This window comes from Brachybacterium sp. NBEC-018 (assembly GCF_024860185.1).
Lineage (GTDB): Bacteria > Actinomycetota > Actinomycetes > Actinomycetales > Dermabacteraceae > Brachybacterium > Brachybacterium rhamnosum.
This window is the reverse complement of sequence record NZ_CP100650.1, coordinates 1940433-1958892: the sequence shown is the minus strand read 5'-3', so window position 1 is coordinate 1958892 and position 18460 is coordinate 1940433. Positions and strand designations below refer to the sequence as shown.

Here is an 18460-nt window from a genome sequence, read left to right as displayed (position 1 = left end):
GTCATCCTGCCCGTGCCGGTCATCCGTCGTCCTCGAGGCAGGCCTCGACGATCCCGCTCGACTGCCCGTCCGGGGAGACGGTCTGCACCTCGAGGCAGCGATCCTTCAGGTTCGGCGGCATGTCGCGCACCTCGGAGCTGCGCCCGTGCTGCTCGGTCCACTGGCCGAACTTCTCGTAGTTGTCCGGCATGTCCTTCCACCGGACGCGGAAGAAGTCGTCCTCCGTGTAGCCCTCGGGGACGCCCCAGGTGACCTTGGCCCTCCCGGTGGCGCCCTCGGCCTCCTCGGTGATGACGACGACCTTCGGGTCGACGGGCTCGCCCGGGGCCTCCGCCCCGCCCGTGGGCACGTTGACCGGCGAGGTCGCGGTGACCGGCTCCGGCTCGACGACCAGGGCGCGCACGCCGATCGTGGTGCCGACGCCGAGGAGGACGACGAGCACCGCGGCGAGCACGATCCAAGGCCAGGTCCGGGTGGTCCGCTCGGGTGCCGCGCCGCCGGCGGCGGTCGCCGCGAGCGGGGTCGCGCCGAGGGGGGCCGCGCCGGCCGGTCGCAGGACGGTGGACTCCCCTCCCGGCTCCGCGGCGGAGGCCGCGGAGTGCGCCGACGCGCCCGAGCCGGGCGAGCCGTGACGGGGGCCGGACAGCGCCGGCGCGACCCCGGCGAAGCGGTCGAGGCGACGGGAGGACTCCTCGGGGTCCACGGTCGAGACGCGCCGGATGCGTGTGTGCGCCTCGAGCTCGTCGTCCTGGCCCTGCTCCTCGGGGGCGGGTCCCCGCTCGTCGAGCACGTCCATCTGCGTGACCGGCAGGGAGAGCCCCAGCTCGACCTGCTGGAGCGCGCGGCCCAGGTCGAGGGCGCTCGGGTAGCGGGCCTGCGGATCCTTCGCCATGGCGACGGCGAGCACCCGCCCCAGCTCGGGCGGGACGTCGGGCCGGTCCAGCGGCAGCAGAGGCTCCGAGCTGATCCGCTGGATGAGGTCGGTGGCGGAGTTGCGCTGACCGCGACGCTCGAACGGGGTCGCGGAGGCGAGCAGGGAGTAGATCGTCGCGGCGAGGGAGAACACGTCGCTGCGGACGTCCGCCCGCGGCGGGTCGGTGAAGAACTCGGGCGGCGACCACGGGATCGACAGGCCCTGGCTGTCCTCGATGTCCTGGCCGCCGGTCGTCGCGATGGAGATGCCGAAGTCCGTCAGCGCCGGCCGATTGTAGTCGGTGACGAGGATGTTCGCGGGCTTGATGTCGCGGTGCAGGATCCCCGCGCGGTGCGCGGTCTCCACCGCGCCGGCGATCTGCACCCCCACCCGCAGGGCCTCCGCGACGGTGATCCGCTCGCGCCGGAAGCGCACGCCGTAGTTGGGGCGCGAGCAGTACTCCATGACGATGTAGGGCCGGTGGTCGGCGGAGACCTCGGCGGCGTAGATCGCGACGATCGAGGGGTGCGTGGAGAGGGAGGCCATGACGTTGGCCTCGCCCTCGAACTGGCGGGCGACGCTCTCGTCGAGCACGGTCGACAGCAGCACCTTGATCGCGACGCGTCGCTGCGGGCGCTGCTGGCGGTAGAGGAAGACGTCGGCGAAGCCGCCCGAGCCCAGCACGGTCTCGTAGGAGTAGCCGGCGAGCTCCGGCGGGGCCTGGGGCGGGCGTGCCATCACCGGACCCCCAGGTAGCGCAGCAGCACGCCGTCGCCGAGGTCGAGGACGTCCTCGTGGCCCAGCCCGACGCCCTCGCGGGGGCGCAGGCGCACCGGGTCCGCGCCGGGTCGGTGCAGGGTCGTGCCGTTGGTGGTGCCGAGGTCCGTGGCCAGGACGTGCCACCCCTCGAGCCGCAGCTCGAGATGGGAGCGGGAGACGTCCTGCTGCGGGCTCGGGACGGTGATCAGCTGGGGCATGTCGGCGACGCTCACGCGGGAGGCGCGGGGGCGACGGCCGATGATCGCGCTGCGGTCCAGGACGAACCCGCCGCCGGTCGAGATCATGACCTGCCCCAGAGCGGGACGGGTGACGGGCCGCACCGGGCCCTGGAGCGGGAGCCGGCACACGGCGCAGGCGGCGCGCTCGGGGGCGTTGGCATGGCCGTGGGGGCAGACGAGACCGGGGAGGGTCACCTCGTGGGTGACCGCGTCGGGCCGGGAGCTCGACGTGGCCGACGCCGGGGCGGCGGTCGGTCCGGCCTGGGGGCCGGGAGCGGGCACCGCCGGGGTCGCCGGCGCCGCTGGGGCCGTGCGTCGCTGCGGCGGGGCCGTGGGTCGCTGAGGCGGGGCGGTGGGTCGCTGCCGCGGCGGGGCGGCCGGCGATCCCGGCGCGCCGGCGGGGGCCGACGGCGCGGGCATGTGGACCTGCGGATAGGCGGGGGCGGCGACGGGCGGGGTCGCCGCGCGCTGCGCCGCGGTCTGCGCGATCTCCGGTGCCGTGCGCCCGACCCCGGGCACCCAGTCGATGAAGTCCGAGCCCGTGTGCTCGGGAACGGGCGCCGGGCTCGGGGCGGCGAGGCTCGGCGACGGTGCGGGCTGCGCCGACGGGGCGCTCCCCGGTGACGCGGCGTCCGCATGCCCCGCGTCGGGGACGTCGGCGCCGGGGCGCTCCGGCGCGTCCGGCTCCTCCTCGTGCTCCTCGGCCTCCTCGCGGCGACGGACCGCGGCGTCCTCGATCCTGCGGAAGACCGTCTTCCCGAAGAGGTCGTCGTAGGTGAGGGAGGTGTCGAGATCCGGCGGGAGCTCCCGGCGGGAGCCGGCTCGCGCCCCGGAGTGCTCGGGGACCGGTGAGGCGGCGCGGTGGGCCGGCTGCGATCGGGCGGGGGCCGGAGCGGGGGTCGCCGCAGGCGCGGGCGTCGCCGCGGATGCGGGCGTCGCCGCCGGTGCGCGTGTCGATGAGGCAGCGGGCGTCGCTGCGGGTCCCGGGGTCACGGGCCGCGGCTCCGCGGGAGCGGCCTCCGTGACCGGCACCTGGGTCTGCTCGTCCGGGAGGTCGATCCGGTCCTCCGCCGGCTCGATCCGGGTCGCCCCGGGGTCCTCCGGCGCGACCGGCGACGACGCGGTGGCCGGCGCCGGCGGGGCCGCGGGACGGCGTCGGTCGAAGAGCGAGGTGCTCACGAGCCGGCGCCGGGGCGCGGGCTGCTCGGCCTGGCCCTGCACGGTCGGCTGCTGCGCGACGGCCCGCTGCTCCGCCGACGGTGACGAGGACACGTCCTCCGTCGGGGCTGGCGCGGCTGCGGGGGCCGGAGAGGGTGTCGGGGCGGCGGCCGGCGTCGACTCCGACGGCTCCACGACGGGGGTGGGGGCCTCGGCCTCGGCGTTCTCCGCCACTGGGGTCTCGGGGACAGAGGTCCCGGCCGCCGGGGTCTCGGGCGCGGACGCGGGCGCCGCTGCCGGGGTGGGCGCGGACGCCGACCTCTCGGCTGCCGGGGCCACGGGCTCCGGGGCTGCGGCCGGGGTCGCCGGGGGCGTCGTGGCGGGAGCCGGCGCCTCGCCGCCGAACAGCCCGTCGAACACGCTGGGGCCGCGCGGCGCCTCGGGCTCGGTCCGCGAGGCCCGCGAGGAGGAGCCGCCGCGTCCGGCGATCGAGGGAGGCATCTCCCCCGGCTTGCGGGTGGCCGCGGCAGGCTTCCTGACGGGGGTCGAGGAGCTCGAGGACGCTGCGGGCCGAGCGGGCGCCGGGGCCGCGGCACGCTTCGCCTTCGCCTCCTCGGACTCGATCGAGCGGCCGTCCTTCTCGACCTGCGCGGCGAGGCGGGCCCGACGCTCCTCCGGGAGCGCGGCGGGGTCCACGAGCATGTGCACGAAGCCCTTGGTGCGCATGACCCCGGTCCCGATCCGCAGGCCGCCCGTCGGCTCCTCGGGAGGGAGGTCGCCGAAGGCGATCCGCTCGAGGCCCTCGGCGCTCGCGCTGCGCAGCTCGCCGTCGGCACCCTCGAGCTGCCGTGCGCCGTCGGCGTCATGCAGCGAGAGCAGGGTCCGACCCTTCACGCCCAGCTGCGCGGAGCTCCCGCTGACGAGGGCGAAGAGGATCGCCGGGATCTTCTCCGGCCCCTCGAGGCCCGCGAGCTCCGCGGTCCGGGGCAGCAGGGAGTCGCCGTCGACCGCGTCCTCGCCGAGGACGCTCCACGCGGCCTCGATGACCTCCTTGCGGGTGCCCGGCACGAGGACGATCCAGCCGCGTTCGCGCACGACGAGCGTCGCCGGCCCGTTCTGCACCCAGATGCCGGCGCCGAGCAGCGGCGCGGGGCCGTCCCCGGTGCCCGTGCTCGCCGCTCCTTCGCCCCCGGATCCGTTCATCGTCCCTCGCCGGCCTCGCGCTCGAGACCGCGGGGCAGCGTGTCCTCGTCGATCTCGTGCTCGTCGGTGTCCTCCCCGGGGAGGTCCGCCGTGGACTCCGGGGGCAGCGACAGGCCCAGGATCTCCACGGCCTCGACGATCACGACGCTCACGTTGTCGCGGCCGCCGGCGTCCAGCGCGAGCTGGACGAGGTCCTCACCGATCGTCCGCACGTCCCGCGGGCTGCGCAGGGCGCGCTCGATCGACGCGTCCTCGACCTCGTTGGTCAGGCCGTCGGAGCAGATGAGCATGCGATCGCCGACCTCCGCCGGGATCAGCCAGTAGTCGGGCTCGGAGTCCGGGCCGGCGCCCAGCGCGCGCGTGACCATGTGCCGGTACGGATGGACCTCCGCCTCCGCCGCGGTGAGGTCGCCGCGGTCCATGAGCTCCTGGACGACGGAGTGGTCCACGCTGACCTGTTCGAAGATCTCTCCCGAGAGGCGGTACACGCGGGAGTCGCCGAGGTTCAGCACCACCCAGTAGCCCACGCCGTCCAGGACCATCGACGCGACGAGGGCGACGGTGGTCCCGGCGCCCTGCTGCGCCTCGCCGGTGAGGGCCGCGATGCGGTCCCCGGCGGAGGTCAGCGCGTCGCCGAGCTGCTCGACGCTCACGTTCTCCTGCAGCGTGAGGCGCTCGAACTCCTCGACGGTGATCGCGCTCGCGACCTCGCCGGCGTTGTGCCCGCCCATGCCGTCCGCGACCAGGTAGATCGGCGGGTGGGCGAGCATGCTGTCCTCGTTCGTGGCGCGCACGTGCCCCACGTGCGTGGTCGCCGAGGAGACCACGCGGATGGTGCCCTGCGCGTCCGGGTCCGAGAGGGAGCGGTCGATCACTGCTCCCTCTCCACGGTGAGCCAGCGGTCGCCGATGCCCACGCGCGCCCCCGCGGGAACCTCGGTGGCGGTGTGCGGGACGAGCGCCTCGCGCGTGCCGTCCTGGAGGAGGATCGCGGAGCCGTTGGTCGAGCCGAGGTCCGTGACGGTGACGCCCTCCGCCGTCGGCTCCACCCGCAGGTGGGTCTTGGAGATCGAGCGCGTGGGGTCCGGCAGCACCACGCCCGCCTCGCCCTCCTCGGCACTCGGGTTGCGGCCCAGGACTGTCGTGCGGTCGAGCCGGTGCTCGGTGCCGTCGTCGACGGTGAGCAGGGCGCGGTGCACGGGCGGCAGGGAGACGGCGGAGATGCGGGTCGCCTCGAGGTCACCGAGGTCCTCGCCGACCGGGGCGGTCATGCGGGTCTGCTCGTCGACCTCGTCGGCGCCGACGGCGGGCTCCGCCTCGGCGGGGCCGTCGGCCGCGGGCTGCGCGGCCCAGGCGTCGCCCGTGATGTCGCCGGACTGCTCCGGGACCGGCGCGGGGGCGAAGGACTCCTGGGGCGGGGGCGCGTACCCGGCGGCGGGCGGGGCCGGCGGAGCGGACGAGAAGGGCTGAGCCGGTTGAGGCGGCTGGACCGGCTGCGACGGCTGGACCGGCGGGGCGGGCTGCACGGGCTCGGCCGGCGCGGCGGGCTGCTCCGCCGAGGGCGGCGGCCCCCAGGAGGGAGCCGGCTGCTCCGGCTGCGCGGGGGCCGACGGCGCGGACGGGGCCCAGGACTCGTGACCGGCACCGGAGGACGCGGAGCTCACCGGCGGCTGATCCACGGGTGCCGAGGCCGCGGGAGCAGGGGGACCCCACTGCTCCGCGGGCGCGGCCGAGGGGCCGCTCGACGGGGCCGCCTCCGGCGCGGGAGCCGCGGGGGACGACGGCGGCGACCACGGGGCGTCCGCGGGTGCCGGCGCCCCGGCGGGCTGCGCGGACGGCGCCGACGGGACGCCGCCCGACCATGCGGCACCGGGCGCGGCCAGCAGGTTGTCATGGGCGTCGACGGCGACGGAGGGCGCACCGAGGTACTCCTCGTCGCTGCGACGCTCGAAGTCGTCGGCGCGGGGACGCAGAGGATCGCGGCCCGCCTTCACGTCGACCACGACCGAGTCCACCACACGGTCGTGGAAGCCGCGCAGGGTGCCGCGCGGGTCCAGGAAGATCGACAGCGCGAAGAGCAGCGGGAACAGGCGGTACAGGACCGCGCGGCCCAGGGAGCGCACGAACCCGAGGCGGCCGCCCTCCGTGACCCGCGCCGTGCGCAGGCCGAGGGCGAGCTTGCCGGGGGTGAAGCCCTTCGCCCCGTGCAGCCAGATGATCACCACGGCATAGGCGACGGGCAGGGCGACGCCGATCCCGGTGAGCACCGCGGCGAGGGTGCCGGGCGACTCCTGGGTCGCGATCAGGACGATGCCGATGATCAGCGGCACGAGGACGACGCCGTGGATCACGCCGTCGACGATCGCGGCGAGCAGGCGCTTGGCGGCGGGTGCGGGCACGCAGCCGTCCAGCGGGGGCTCGAGAGCGGCAGGGCCGCCCTCCCCCGGGGTGGCGGAGGCGGGTGCGGGAGCGGGGGAACCGTAGACGGGCGAGGCGCCGGGGTCCCCGCCGGGCTGCGTTCCGGGCTGTGTGACCATCCGCCGATCGTACTGGTCCGCACCCCGCAGCGTCGTGGCCCCGGGCTCACGCGGAGCGAGGTCCTCGCGGGAGAGCAGCTGGATCCCCTCCTCCTCCGCGGGGCCGGACTCCTCCTGACCGAGGTCACGGGAACGGGCGCGCGGGGACTGCGACCAGGCATCGGGTGCGTCCGTGGCGCGGCGCTCGTACGGGGAGGCCTGATAGCGGGCGCCGCACTCGCCGCACACGGCGGCCCCCTCCGGGAGCAGGGCACCGCAGGTGCTGCAGTATCGGGTCTGGTTCATCGTCGATCGCCCTTCCTCGGCGCTCTCGGGATCCGCCCGGCGAGGCGGGAGAGGAATCCTCGCACCGCCGGGAGCAGGTTCTGGGGTGCCAGCGCGCCGCCGCCGGCGGCGGGACGGGAGCCGGGGGCGGCCCGGCGACGTCGGAGCTCGGCCCCGCGGCGGTCCGCGGCGGCACGGGCACGGACCCGGGCCCGCTCGGAGCGGCGCTCGAGGGCTGTCTCCCGCGGACCGCGCCGGAACGAGCGCAGCGAGAACAGCGCACGGAGACGGCGACGCCGCGGGGCCGCCGCGACGAGCGCGCGCCGGGTCCCCTGGACGTCGTCCCAGTAGGCGTCGACCACGGCGGCGGGGACGTCGTCCGGACCGAAGACCACGCGGTCCGCGGTCGCCGCGAGCGCCCTCGCACCGACCCCGGTCCCCATGGCCCCGGGACCTGCCGCCCCTGCGGGCATCGCCGCCCCGTCGAGGGACGCGGCGATCTCCTGCCGCGTCATCCGCGGGTCCGGGCGCGTGCCGAGATCCGTGACCTGGTCGAGGATCTCCTGCCAGCCGCCGTCGACCCGCTCCGGCAGCGAGTCCCGGTTCCTCCGTCGACGGCGGCGCACCACCTTGGCGACCACGATCGACGTGAGCACGAGCCCGATCAGGAGGAACGGGGAGACGCCGAGGAGCACGTAGACGCCCCAGGAGAGGGTCTCGTCCTGCTCGTCCTCCTCGTCGTCCGCGTCGTCGCTCATCGCGCCGGGCGGCGGGCTCGGCGGCTCGGCCGGGGGCGGCGGGGGCTGGGCGACCTGCGGCAGCGGCTTGTCCACCTCCTTGGGCTGGGGCTGGGTGGGGTCCTCGTCCTCCTCGGGGGCGGGATCGAAGCGCACCCAGCCCAGCTCCTCGAAGTCCACCTCGACCCAGGCGGTGACGTCCTCGCCCGTGATCGAGACGGTGCCCGAGGCGTCCTCGGGGACCTGGAAGCCCATGACGACCCGCGCCGGGATCCCGATCTCGCGGGCCATGACGGCGGTGAGCGCCGCGAACTGCTCCTCGTCACCGATGGGGCCCTTGGGGCGCGCATCGGCCTTCCCCTCCTCGAAGGAGGGGTCCTCGAGCATGTCCTGGAGGCGCATGACGCCGTGGCCCGAGGGCGAGGCGGCGTCGTCGTCGTCCACGCCGTGGGAGTAGAAGGCATCCGCCTTGATCTGGCGGGAGAGGTTCGCGAAGCGCTCGTAGTCGGAGGCCGAGGTCCCGGCCCAGGTCTCGGCGAGCTCCCGCACCGCGGGATCGAGCTCCGGGTTCTCGGGCAGCTCGACGTCGGCGAACGTCGCGCTGCGTCGGTCCTCCGCGGTGGGCGGCGTGTACGGATCGTAGGAGAGCGTGTAGGTGTCCCCCGTGACCATGCCCGAGGCGTTGACCGCTGTGCCGCTGCGCTCGTTGAGGAACAGGTTCTCGGCCACGTCCCCCTCGCGGCTCGGGGTGAGGTCACCGAGGTCGATGCGATCCGTGCGGCTGCCGACGGTCGGCATCCAGACCCCCGTGTAGGCGCCGATCGTGACGGTGCTCGTTGCCTGGGCGCTCGTCCCCTCGTGGAGGTCCACTCCGCTCGCGGTGCGCACGAACGCGCCCGAGGCGCTGTTCTTGGAGGTCGAGCTCGCGACGTTGTAGACCTGGGCGTCGTACCGGTCCAGGGAGGCCAGCCGCACGTACTCGCCGCCCGCCAGCCCGGTCGCGGAGAACAGCTCGGTCTTGCGCTGGGACTTGTAGTAGCCCCGGAACTCCGCGAGCGGGGAGACGTACTCGCGGGGGTCGAAGGGCGGGGTGATCTCGTCGCGCAGCGCGGTGCGGCCCGCGCCCTCCGGCGGGTCCAGGAGGGACTGCGCGCCGATCGCGACGCCGCCGGCGAGCGCGAGGACCACCGCGCCGCCCACCACGCGGCGGCGCAGCACGGGGTTGCGCCAGGATCCGGGGCTCACCGTGCCGGTGGCGTCGGAGATGATCGTCGAGCGGGCCCCGGCGAGACGGTCGCTCTCGAAGCGCCAGGTCAGCCAGGCCACGGAGAGGATCGCGAAGGGGACCGCCCGGATCACGGGCGCGAAGGCGTCGGTCGTCCCGAAGACGATCGTCACCGCGAGCAGGGCGATCGGGAACAGCCAGGCGGCGACGACGGCGCGGGTGCGCAGGACGATCGTGGAGCCCAGCAGGCTCAGCAGCAGGGTGCTGATCCAGACGACGCCGAGCACGCCCTGCGCGGTGCCCACGGGCGGGGCGACGGTGAGCACGGACTTCCACGTCGCCACCGGCGCCTTGAGCAGCTCGAGCAGCGCGGCCGGGGTGGGGACCACGCCCCAGAGCGCGTGGGTGGGCGCTGCGAACATGGCGCCGAGCAGGAGGTAGACCCCGATCAGCAGCGCGGTGATGCGCAGCGGGCCCCAGCGCCACTGCGCGCCGATCACGGCGATGAGCATGCCGAGCAGGATCCCGAGCACGCCGGTGACGAGGTACTGCGCTCCCCCGTAGACGGGCTGGAAGCCGACCAGGGTGAGCACGAACAGGACGAGCAGGACCGCCAGGTCGATGACGTGACGGCGCATCGGCACCTCGGAGAAGAGGCTGCGGGAGCGCGGGGCGCGGGCGGCGGCGCTCATCGGCCCACCGCCCGGAGGGCCTTGGGGAGGTCGTCGAGGTCGCCGAGGGTCACCACGTCGAGACCGCCGATCGCGGAGCGGCGCACCTCGGCGCCGTCCACGCAGCGGATCGCGACGGCGAGCACACCGAGCGGCAGCTGGGTGGCCGCCGCGTTCAGCTCCCGGGCTGTCGCATGGGCCCCGACGACGAGCATGACAGCGGAGGCGTTCGGGGCGAGGTCGGCGGCCTTCTGCCCGAGCTCGTGGAGCCCCTGGCGGCCGGCGCGCAGCTCGAGCTCGGTGTAGTCGTCCATGAGGGGGCGGTACGCGGCGGTGCGCTGGTTCGCGGTGACGGTGAAGGCGGTCAGCTCCTTCTCCTCCCGGAAGGTCTGGGCGGAGATCGAGGCGGCGGCGGAGACGGCGAGCTCGAACTCGTCGTCGCCGCTGTAGTGGTCGCGGAGGTCGTCGAGCGCGACGACGACGTGGGAGCGGCGGGTCTCCTCGAACTGCCGCACCATGAGCTTCCCTGTGCGCGCCGTCGTGCGCCAGTGAACGTGGCGGCGGTCGTCCCCGGGCACGTAGTCGCGCAGGGCGTGGAAGGCGATGTCGGAGCTGGAGAGGTCCGAGGACGGGGTGCCCTCGAGGTCGCGGAGGAAGCCGCTCGCCGCCTCGTCGAGGCGCACGGTGCGCGGGTGCACGTACAGCTCCTGGGAGCGGGCCCAGGTCACCTGGCGGCGCATGAGGGACAGCGGGTCGTCGCGCACGGAGCGGACGGGGCCGACGACGAGCACGGCGCGCCGGCGGGTGGGGACGGCGAAGAGCTCCTCGTGCGTCTGCTCGGGGGCGAGGCGCGGGACGAGGAACTGGGCGGTCGCGGCACCGACGGCGAGCTCGATCCGCGAGGGGAGGATGAGCCGCTGGGTGGGATTGGCGACCTCGACGCGGCCGACGGCGCGCGTCCCCACCACCACCCGATGGCTCTGGAGGTCGAGGGTCACCCGGTAGTTCGCGCGGCCCAGCACGAAGGCCGCCGCGATCACGAGCGGGACGGTGAGCACGAGCGCGAGCACGTTCAGCTCGGTGACGTGGAGCAGGAGGCCCGCCGTCCAGGCGGCGACGGCGACGCCGAGCACCGCCCAGCCGATCGGCGAGACGACGCCGAGCACGGGTCGGATCCGCCTCCGCCACAGGCGGGCGAGGCGAGAGCGGATCCTCGCGGCGCCGGTGGGCTCGACCTCCGGGTTCTCGCCGTCGCCCTGGACGGCGCCCTGCGGGGCGGGCGCGCCGCCGCGCGGGTCCGAGGGCCCGGAGCTCCGCCGGCGTCGGCGGGACTCCCGGCGGGCGGCCTTCGCGTCGGCCGTGTCCTGGGGCAGCGAGGTGTCGAGGTTCATGCGGTCTGCTGACGCGCCTGCGGAGGCGCCACCTCGCTGAGGATCTTCGTCATGACCGTCTTCGCGGTGGTGCCCGCGAACTCCGCCTCGGGGTCGAGCACGAAGCGGTGCAGCCAGACGGGCTCGACGAGGTGCTTGACGTCGTCGGGGATGACGTAGTGGCGGCCGTTGACCGCGGCCCACACCTTCACGGCGCGCATGAGCGCGAGCGCGCCGCGGATGGAGACGCCGACCCGCACCTCGGGCGCGAGGCGGGTCTCCTCCATGAGGCGGGAGACGTACTCGAGGACCGCCGGGTCCACGTGGACGGTCGAGGCGAGCTGGGTCATGTCGTTCACGGCCTGCAGCGAGATCCGCGGGGCGAGCTGGGCGCTGCGGTCGCGCACCGAGGCGCCCTGAAGGATCTGGACGCTCGAGGCGTGGTCGGGGTAGCCGAGGGAGGTCTTCATGAGGAAGCGGTCCAGCTGCGCCTCGGGGAGGCGGTAGGTGCCCGCCTGCTCGATCGGGTTCTGGGTCGCGATGACCATGAAGGGGCTGCCCACCTCGTGGGTGACGCCGTCCACCGTCACCCGGCCCTCCTCCATGACCTCGAGCATCGCGGACTGGGTCTTCGGGGAGGCGCGGTTGATCTCGTCGGCGAGGACGACGTTCGCGAAGACGGGACCGCGGTGGAACTCGAACTGCTTGCTCGTCTGGTCGTAGATCGTCACGCCGGTGACGTCCGAGGGCAGCAGGTCCGGGGTGAACTGGATGCGCGTGCTCGAGCCCTGCACGGTCGCCGCGATCGAGCGGGCGAGCGAGGTCTTGCCGGTGCCCGGGGCGTCCTCGAGCAGCACGTGGCCGGGGGCCATCATCGCGGTGAGCACGAGGCGCACCACCTCGTTCTTCCCGATGACGGCCTGGCCGACGCTCTGGACGAGCTTGTCGAAGGTGTCGGAGAACCAGCGGGCCTGTTCGGGGGTCATGCTCATCGGGTACGTCCTCGGTGTCGTGGTGTCGCGGAGTGGTCGGTCGGTGTCAGACGGGGGTGACCCGGTTCGAGTCGGCGGATTTCCCGTCCTTCTCGACCCAGATCCAGACGGCTCGACCGGAGTTGCCCCAGAAGGGCTTGCGGTCGCCGCCGCGCAGCTGCCAGTTGCCGTTCCCGTCGGTCGTGAAGGTCCCCTTGACGGGGTTCTTGCCGTCGCTGGTGGGGTACCAGCAGGCGTCGCCGCTGACGTCCTCGCCCTTCACGCAGTAGGTGTAGGTCGTGTTCGGCTCGAGACCGCCGACGGTGAAGTCGATGTAGTAGCAGCCGCTGCCGTAGGTGCAGCCCTTCTCGTTGCTCGCGTCGCCGGCCGTCCTGGCCCCGGAGATGCTCGGGGTCGGCGTCGCGGTCGGGGCGTTCGCCTCGGCGCTCGCCTCGCTGATGAGCCCGCCGCGGTTCTTCGCCCGCACGGTGATCGTGTGCTTCTGCCCGCTCGAGCCGCTCACCGAGTCCCGGCAGTCGCCGAAGGCGCCGCCGTCGATGCTGCAGGTGAGGGTCACCGGGTCCGCCCCGCCGCTGCCGTTGGCGGAGGAGGAGAAGGTGACCGAGCAGGAGCTGCCGGAACAGCTGCCTGGGGCGGCCGAGACGTTCGGCGCCGCGGGCTTCGTGTACGGGGTGACGCTGTTGGACGCCTTCGAGTAGGCGCTCTCGCCGCCCTCGAAGCGGTTCCGCGCCTTGACGGTGAAGGTGTAGGCCTTCCCGTTCGTCAGACCCTCGATCCGCGTCGAGTGCTGCGAGGCGTCCACGATCTTCGTCTTCCCGGACCAGCTGACCACGTAGTCCTTGACGGCGGTGCCGCCGCCGTCGGCCGCCTCCCAGGAGACGTCCACACGCCCGTTGGGACCATCGCCCTTCCCCTCGTCCGGGAGCTTCGCGGTCACCTTCCCCGGCGCCTCGGGCTTCGCCCAGGGCACGACCTTGTTCGAGGCCGCGGAGGCGGAGGTGCCCGTGCCCACCGAGTTCACGCCGGTGTAGGTGAAGGAGTACTCGGTGTCCTCGTCGAGACCGCGGAAGGTGTACGAGTTCGTGCCCTTCCTCGCCGTGACGGTCTTCTTCTGCCCGCCGGAGGAGGTGATCACGTACTGCGTGATCGGCTCGCCGTTGGACTCGGCGGTGGTCATCGCGGGCCAGGTGACGGTCACGCCGCCGCCGATCGGATCGTTGACGCGCGAGGCCTCCATCTTCCCGCCGGGCTTGCCGGGCTTGCCGGCCGGGTGCTCGGGGGCGGACCATGCGGACCAGTCCGAGGGGTCGTCGGCGAGGTTCTTGGCGCGCACCCGGAACCGGTAGTCGGTGCCGTTGGTGAGATCGGAGAACTCGTGCGTGGTCGCGCCGCCCTCGACGTTCACGGCCTCCGTCTGCCCGGTCGCGGTGTCCTGGATCTGCACGTCGTAGGACTGGATCGCGGAGCCGCGGTTCTCGGGGGCGGACCATGTCACGCCGAGGCGGGTGTCACCGCGTTCGGCGGAGGGCGCGGCGGGCTTCTCCGGCTTCACGTCCGGCCGGGCCTTGGCGGAGGCGACGGACGGCTCCGACTCCCCCACCTCGTTGGTGGCGGTGACCCGGAAGGTGTACTCGGTGTCGTTGGCGAGCCCGGTGATCGTGCACGAGGTCGCGGGGCACTGCGTCGGCTTCGCCGATCCGCCCGCGGGGGTCACGGTGTACCCGGTGATCGGGGCGCCGTTGTCGTCCCCGGCGGAGAACCTCAGCTCGACGCTGCCGTCGCCCACCTCGCCGATGCGCGGGGCCGACGGCGCCTGCGGCACGTCCCGCACCGTCACGCGGACCTCGCCGGTGACCCGGCGGTCGGGGTCGCCGGTGTCGTCGAGCACCGCGTACTCCACGGTGAGGGTGCCGTGGAAGCCGGAGTCCGGGGAGATCTCGACCTGGTCGCCCTTCACCGCGGCCTTCCCCTCGCCCGCGGTCACCCGGGCGCTCTCGATCGTCCGCTTCCCGTCCTCGAAGGGGTTGGAGTCGTTGGCGAGCACGTCGACCGTGCCGGTCTCCCCCGCGTCGATGGTCGCGGTGTCGAGCCCGGCGGAGATCAGCGGCCGGTTCGACCCGGTGACGTTGACCTGCACGGAGGCGGCGACGGGGTCGTGGCTGCCGTCGGTGACCGTGACGGGCACGTCGACGATCGTCCCCTTGACGGCCGTCGTCGACGCCGTCGCGGTGAGCGTGCTGCCCTCGAGCGCGACGTCGACGCCCTTGCCCTCCGGCACGGTGCCGAGGGCGTACACGAGCTCGTCCCCCTCGGGGTCCTCCGCGCCGGCCGAGAGGTCCACGGGGGGCGAGGACTCGCCCTGCTCGACCCGGAGCGAGGCGCCCTGGAAGGTGGGCGGGAGGTTCTCCTCCTTCTCCGTCGAGGGCTTCACCTCGATCGGGATGGCGAGCGTCGCGGTCGCCGCGGTCGCGTCCCCGCTCGCGCCGTCGGAGACCTCGACCGAGACGGTGTCCTGGCCGGAGAAGCCCGCGGCGGGGCGGTAGGTGATCGTCGAGGCGTCCGTGACGAGCTGCGAGCCGTCGGCGTGATCCGCGGAGACGCTCTCGGCGTCGGTGATCGTCGCGGCCTCGGCGCCGGGGCGCACGCGCACGTTCTCGGGGCTCGAGAGGTCGATCGTGGCCTCGCCCTCGAAGTCGACGGTGACCGGCTCACCCACCCACACGGGCGGCTGCTTCGCGGTGCCCGGCACCCAAATGTAGCCGTAGGCCTCGAGGCCGTCGGGGTCCTCGACGCGGTAGCGGATGCGCTGCTGCTCCTCCTGCGGGGTGACGCGCACGGTGCCGTCGTCGCGGGCCTGCGTGCCCTCGGGGGCGCCGTCGGGCAGGGTCACCTCGAGGTCGGTGGTCGCGCCGTCGGGGTCGGCGTCGTTCGCGCGCACGTCGACGTCCACGTACTCGATCTCGGGGTCGAGGGCGTCGTCCGGGGAGACGAAGTCGTCGCGGGCGATCGGGGCGAGCAGCGGCGCGTCGGGGTTCACCTTGACGGTGATCGTCCCGGTGCTGGAGAGCTGGCCGTCGCTCGCGGCGTACTGCACCGTGTGGGTGCCGGGCTCCTCGGGGGTGGTCACGGTGACCATGCCCTCGGGGGACTCCTCCTGGGGCGCGACCTCGATCTCGCTGATCGCCTCGACCTGGCCGGCGTCCACGGAGAGCGGCGCCCCTTCGGGATCGGTGTCGTTGGCGAGCACCGGGACCTGGACGTCGCGACCCGGCTGCACCTCGACCGTGTCGTTGACGGCGTACGGGGGCTGGTTCTGCTCGCTCGGGGCGGCGATGCCGACCTGCACCTCGGCGGTGCCGACGGCGCCGCTGCGATCCATCACCTGGTAGCGGAAGCGGTCCGTGCCGGTCGCGCCGTCGTGCGGGGTGTACTCGATCCACTCGCCGGTGGTCTCGGTGACCTCGCCGAGCGAGGGCGCCGGGGAGGCGATGCCGGTGATGATGACGGAGTCGCCGTCGGGGTCCACCCCGGTGGTGCGCACGGGGATCCGCACCGGTGTGCCGGAGACGGTCCGGGCGGTGAGGTTCTCCGGCCGCGGCGGGGTGTTCGCGGCGTCCTCGGGGATGATCGAGATCGTCACCCGTGCGGATCCGCGGCGGCCGGTCTCGTCGATCACCTGGTAGGTGAGCGTGACCTCGCCGCTCGTGCCCGGGTCCGCGAGATAGCGGATCCTGTCCTCGGTGACCTCGAGACGTCCCTTCGCGTCGGCGCTCCCGGTGTCCAGGAGCTTCTCGACGGTGAGGTCGGAGCCGGTGGGCGAGGAGTCGTTGTCGAGGGCGTCGATGAGCACCATGTCGCCCGCACGGACCGTCGCGCGGTCGGGGACGGTGACGGGGTTCGCGAACTGGGTGTCGGTCTGGGCGAGCATGACCCGGGCCGTGCCCTCGCTCTGACCGGCAGAGTTCGCGACGTGGTAGGTGAGCGGCACGGGTCGTCCCGTGACCTCGGCCCCGGGCTCCGCCTCGATCCGCAGCAGGCTGTGGCCGACGACCGTCGCCTTCAGCCCGCTGTCCTCGGGGACGTCCACACCGTTGACCACGAGCACGCCGCCGGTGGGGTCCACGTCGTTCTGCAGCGGGTCGATGAGGGTCTCGGTGCCGGTGGTGACGGTGCCCATGTCGTCCACGGCGACGGGCACGAGCTCCTCGGAGCTCTCGGGCAGCACGTCCACGCGGATCACGCCCGGCGAGGTCTCGGTGGTGCCGCTCGAGGCGACCGCGTAGTCGAGGTAGTAGGTGCCGGGCTCCTGCCCGGAGACCTTGACGGTGCCGGCCTCGAGCGCGGGGTCGATCTCGAGGCGGTCGTCCTTCGAGACGTTCGTGAGCTCGAGGTCGCCGCCGTTGGGGTTGAGGTCGTTGGCGAGCGGCTTGATCGTCGCGGAGCGGCCCTGGACGATGCTGACGTGGTCCGCGGTCGTGATCGGGGTGAGGTCGGCGTCCGCGACGGCCTCGATCTCGAGGGTCCCCTCCCCCACGTCACCGTTCTCGTCGCGGAACTGGAGGGTGACCTCCTTCTTCCCCGTCGTGAGGCCCGCGTCGTTGATCGTGAGGCGGCCGTCCGGGGTGAAGGAGACGATGTCCTCCGGCTCCATGGTCGCGTTGGAGAGGTAGAAGGCGTCCCCGTCGGGGTCCTCCCAGTACGGGAGCACGTTGAGCGAGACGGACTCGCCGGAGCGCACCTGCACCTTGGTGAGGCTGTCCTCGGCGGGCCGGGGGGCGGAGTTCTCCCCCTCCGGCACGACGTTCAGCGTCACGGTCGCCGTGTCCGTGCCACCGCGGCCGTCGTCCGCCGTGTAGGTGAAGGTCTGGGAGCCGGTGGCGTCGTCCGCGACGTCCACCTGCAGCTGCGTGTCCCCCTCGATGGGTGTCACGGTCCCGATCGACGGCCCGCGGCCCTTCACGCCGACGGTGAGCACGTCGCCGTCGGGGTCGGTGTCGTTGCGCACGACCGGCAGCACGATGCTCTGGCCGGCGCGGACGCCGAACTCGTCGTCGTTCGCGGTGGGCTTGCGGTTCTCCTTGTCACGCTCGGCGGCCACGTTGGTGATCGTGGTCGTGAGCGTCTCCTTCTCCTTCTCCTTCGCCGTGCTGGTCTCGATGTCCTGGGTGATGACCCAGTCGTCGACGACCTGCATCTGCTCGGCGATCATCCAGGAGAGACCGAACTCCTGGTCGTTGAGGACCACGAGGTCATGGTTGACGCGGAGGACGAGGCTCTCCTCCCCCTGCGCGCCCGGCACCGCCTCGCTGACCGGCTCCTGGCCCTCGCAGGCACGCACGTAGCGGTTCGAGGTGGACCAGGCCCCGTAGGCGCAGCCCTTGGCCTGCGCCGGCTCCGTCGGCTCCCCGGTGCCCTCCGCCGCGATCTTCTGCGGAGCTCCGCCGCCGAGGGGGACGAGGAGCAGCGCATCGGCGGTGGCGACCGCCACCTGGTCGGACTCGGTGCTCGGCTGCTGGAGCTTGGCGCCCTCGAGCGAGGCGACCCCCTGGTCGACGAGGCTCACGTCCTTGCCCTTGGTGCCCAGGCGCAGCAGTTGGTTCTCCGCGTCGAGGATCACCGGCTCCTCGCCGACGGTCGACAGCTGGAGGGACTCCGGCTTGGAGGAGACGCCGCTGATCGTGACCGGCTTGCGGGCGGCCTTCTTGGTATTGCGCGTATTGGGCTCGCGGGGGAAGGTGAGCAGCTGGTCGCCGTCGAGCACGAACACCGTGCCCTCGGTGCTCACGGCGATGCGCGGCGCCGTGCCCTGGGACTCGTAGACGGGATCCGCGCCGGAGGGGGTGAAGGCGGCGGCCTCGTCCGGGGACATGACCCAGACCTTGCCGTCCGGGGAGGCGATCGCGACGCGGTCCCCGCCGAGCTTCACCTGGCTGCCCGTGGCGAGCTCGACGACGCCGCCGCGGGAGAGGCCCTCGGTGTTGATGGGCGTGAAGCCGCGCGGACCGGTCTCGATGACGTCGTAGCCGGACTGCAGCAGCCCGAGGTCGTCACCTGTCTGCGCGATGCGGGCGTCGAGCTCCTGCGCGTCGACGTTGAGGCGGCCCATGAGGCCCTCGCTGCGGTTGGTGACCCAGACGCCGCCGTTGTTGACGTCGACCTCGGAGGAGCTCAATCCGGGGTGGTGGATCGCGAAGCCCGTGATGACCAGCGAGGCGATCGCGAGGACCGCAGCGGAGATCGCGCCGGTTCGACGGCGACGGCGGATCACACCGGTGTCGACGGACATGCTCGTTCCCCCATGAAGACTCGCTCGAGAGTCGTGGACGCGGAGCTCCTGTGCTGAGGACGGGCGGAGCTCCGGGGAACCGCACCGGGCCTCCGCACCGAGGCGGG

General features: G+C 73.8%; 8 protein-coding genes. All 8 read right to left on the bottom strand.

What is annotated here, in order from left to right; genetic code table 11:
• Positions 1–19 precede the first annotated feature (19 nt).
• Genes NLU66_RS08845 through NLU66_RS08810 form a run of 8 tightly spaced genes read right to left on the bottom strand, consistent with a single transcriptional unit; the run spans position 20 to position 18353 of the window.
• Positions 20–1651 (bottom strand): serine/threonine-protein kinase, encoded by a 1632-nt coding sequence (locus NLU66_RS08845; protein WP_259359365.1) that lies wholly within the window; start codon positions 1649–1651, stop codon positions 20–22.
• Complete coding sequence (locus NLU66_RS08840; protein ID WP_259359364.1) at positions 1651–4272, bottom strand: FHA domain-containing protein; 2622 nt, start codon at positions 4270–4272, stop codon at positions 1651–1653. The genes NLU66_RS08845 and NLU66_RS08840 overlap by 1 nt, the downstream gene beginning before the upstream one ends.
• Positions 4269–5147, bottom strand: coding sequence for a protein phosphatase 2C domain-containing protein (locus NLU66_RS08835; protein WP_259359363.1), 879 nt, complete (start codon positions 5145–5147; stop codon positions 4269–4271). Before NLU66_RS08835 ends, NLU66_RS08840 begins: the two co-directional genes overlap by 4 nt.
• Positions 5144–7093: an RDD family protein gene (locus NLU66_RS08830; protein ID WP_259359362.1), complete on the bottom strand. Its 1950-nt coding sequence runs from the start codon at positions 7091–7093 to the stop codon at positions 5144–5146. The genes NLU66_RS08835 and NLU66_RS08830 overlap by 4 nt, the downstream gene beginning before the upstream one ends.
• On the bottom strand, positions 7090–9726 hold the full coding sequence (locus NLU66_RS08825) for a transglutaminase-like domain-containing protein (protein WP_259359361.1): 2637 nt from the start codon (positions 9724–9726) through the stop codon (positions 7090–7092). The genes NLU66_RS08830 and NLU66_RS08825 overlap by 4 nt, the downstream gene beginning before the upstream one ends.
• Complete coding sequence (locus NLU66_RS08820) at positions 9723–11096, bottom strand: DUF58 domain-containing protein (protein ID WP_259359360.1); 1374 nt, start codon at positions 11094–11096, stop codon at positions 9723–9725. The genes NLU66_RS08825 and NLU66_RS08820 overlap by 4 nt, the downstream gene beginning before the upstream one ends.
• The gene (locus NLU66_RS08815; RefSeq protein ID WP_259359359.1) at positions 11093–12067 is read right to left on the bottom strand and encodes an AAA family ATPase; all 975 of its coding nucleotides are present in this window, start codon (positions 12065–12067) and stop codon (positions 11093–11095) included. The genes NLU66_RS08820 and NLU66_RS08815 overlap by 4 nt, the downstream gene beginning before the upstream one ends.
• A gap of 46 nt (positions 12068–12113) precedes the next feature.
• Positions 12114–18353: an Ig-like domain-containing protein gene (locus NLU66_RS08810; protein WP_259359358.1), complete on the bottom strand. Its 6240-nt coding sequence runs from the start codon at positions 18351–18353 to the stop codon at positions 12114–12116.
• Between the last annotated feature and the right edge of the window lie 107 nt (positions 18354–18460).

Bases quoted from the DNA above. Each gene is read 5' to 3' on its own strand.
- NLU66_RS08815 (WP_259359359.1), bottom strand. From the start codon at position 12,067: ATGAGCATGACCCCCGAACAGGCCCGCTGGTTCTCCGACACCTTCGAC.
- NLU66_RS08830 (WP_259359362.1), bottom strand. From the start codon at position 7,093: ATGAACCAGACCCGATACTGCAGCACCTGCGGTGCCCTGCTCCCGGAG.
- NLU66_RS08840 (WP_259359364.1), bottom strand. From the start codon at position 4,272: ATGAACGGATCCGGGGGCGAAGGAGCGGCGAGCACGGGCACCGGGGAC.
- NLU66_RS08845 (WP_259359365.1), bottom strand. From the start codon at position 1,651: ATGGCACGCCCGCCCCAGGCCCCGCCGGAGCTCGCCGGCTACTCCTAC.
- NLU66_RS08820 (WP_259359360.1), bottom strand. From the start codon at position 11,096: ATGAACCTCGACACCTCGCTGCCCCAGGACACGGCCGACGCGAAGGCC.
- NLU66_RS08810 (WP_259359358.1), bottom strand. From the start codon at position 18,353: ATGTCCGTCGACACCGGTGTGATCCGCCGTCGCCGTCGAACCGGCGCG.
- NLU66_RS08825 (WP_259359361.1), bottom strand. From the start codon at position 9,726: ATGAGCGCCGCCGCCCGCGCCCCGCGCTCCCGCAGCCTCTTCTCCGAG.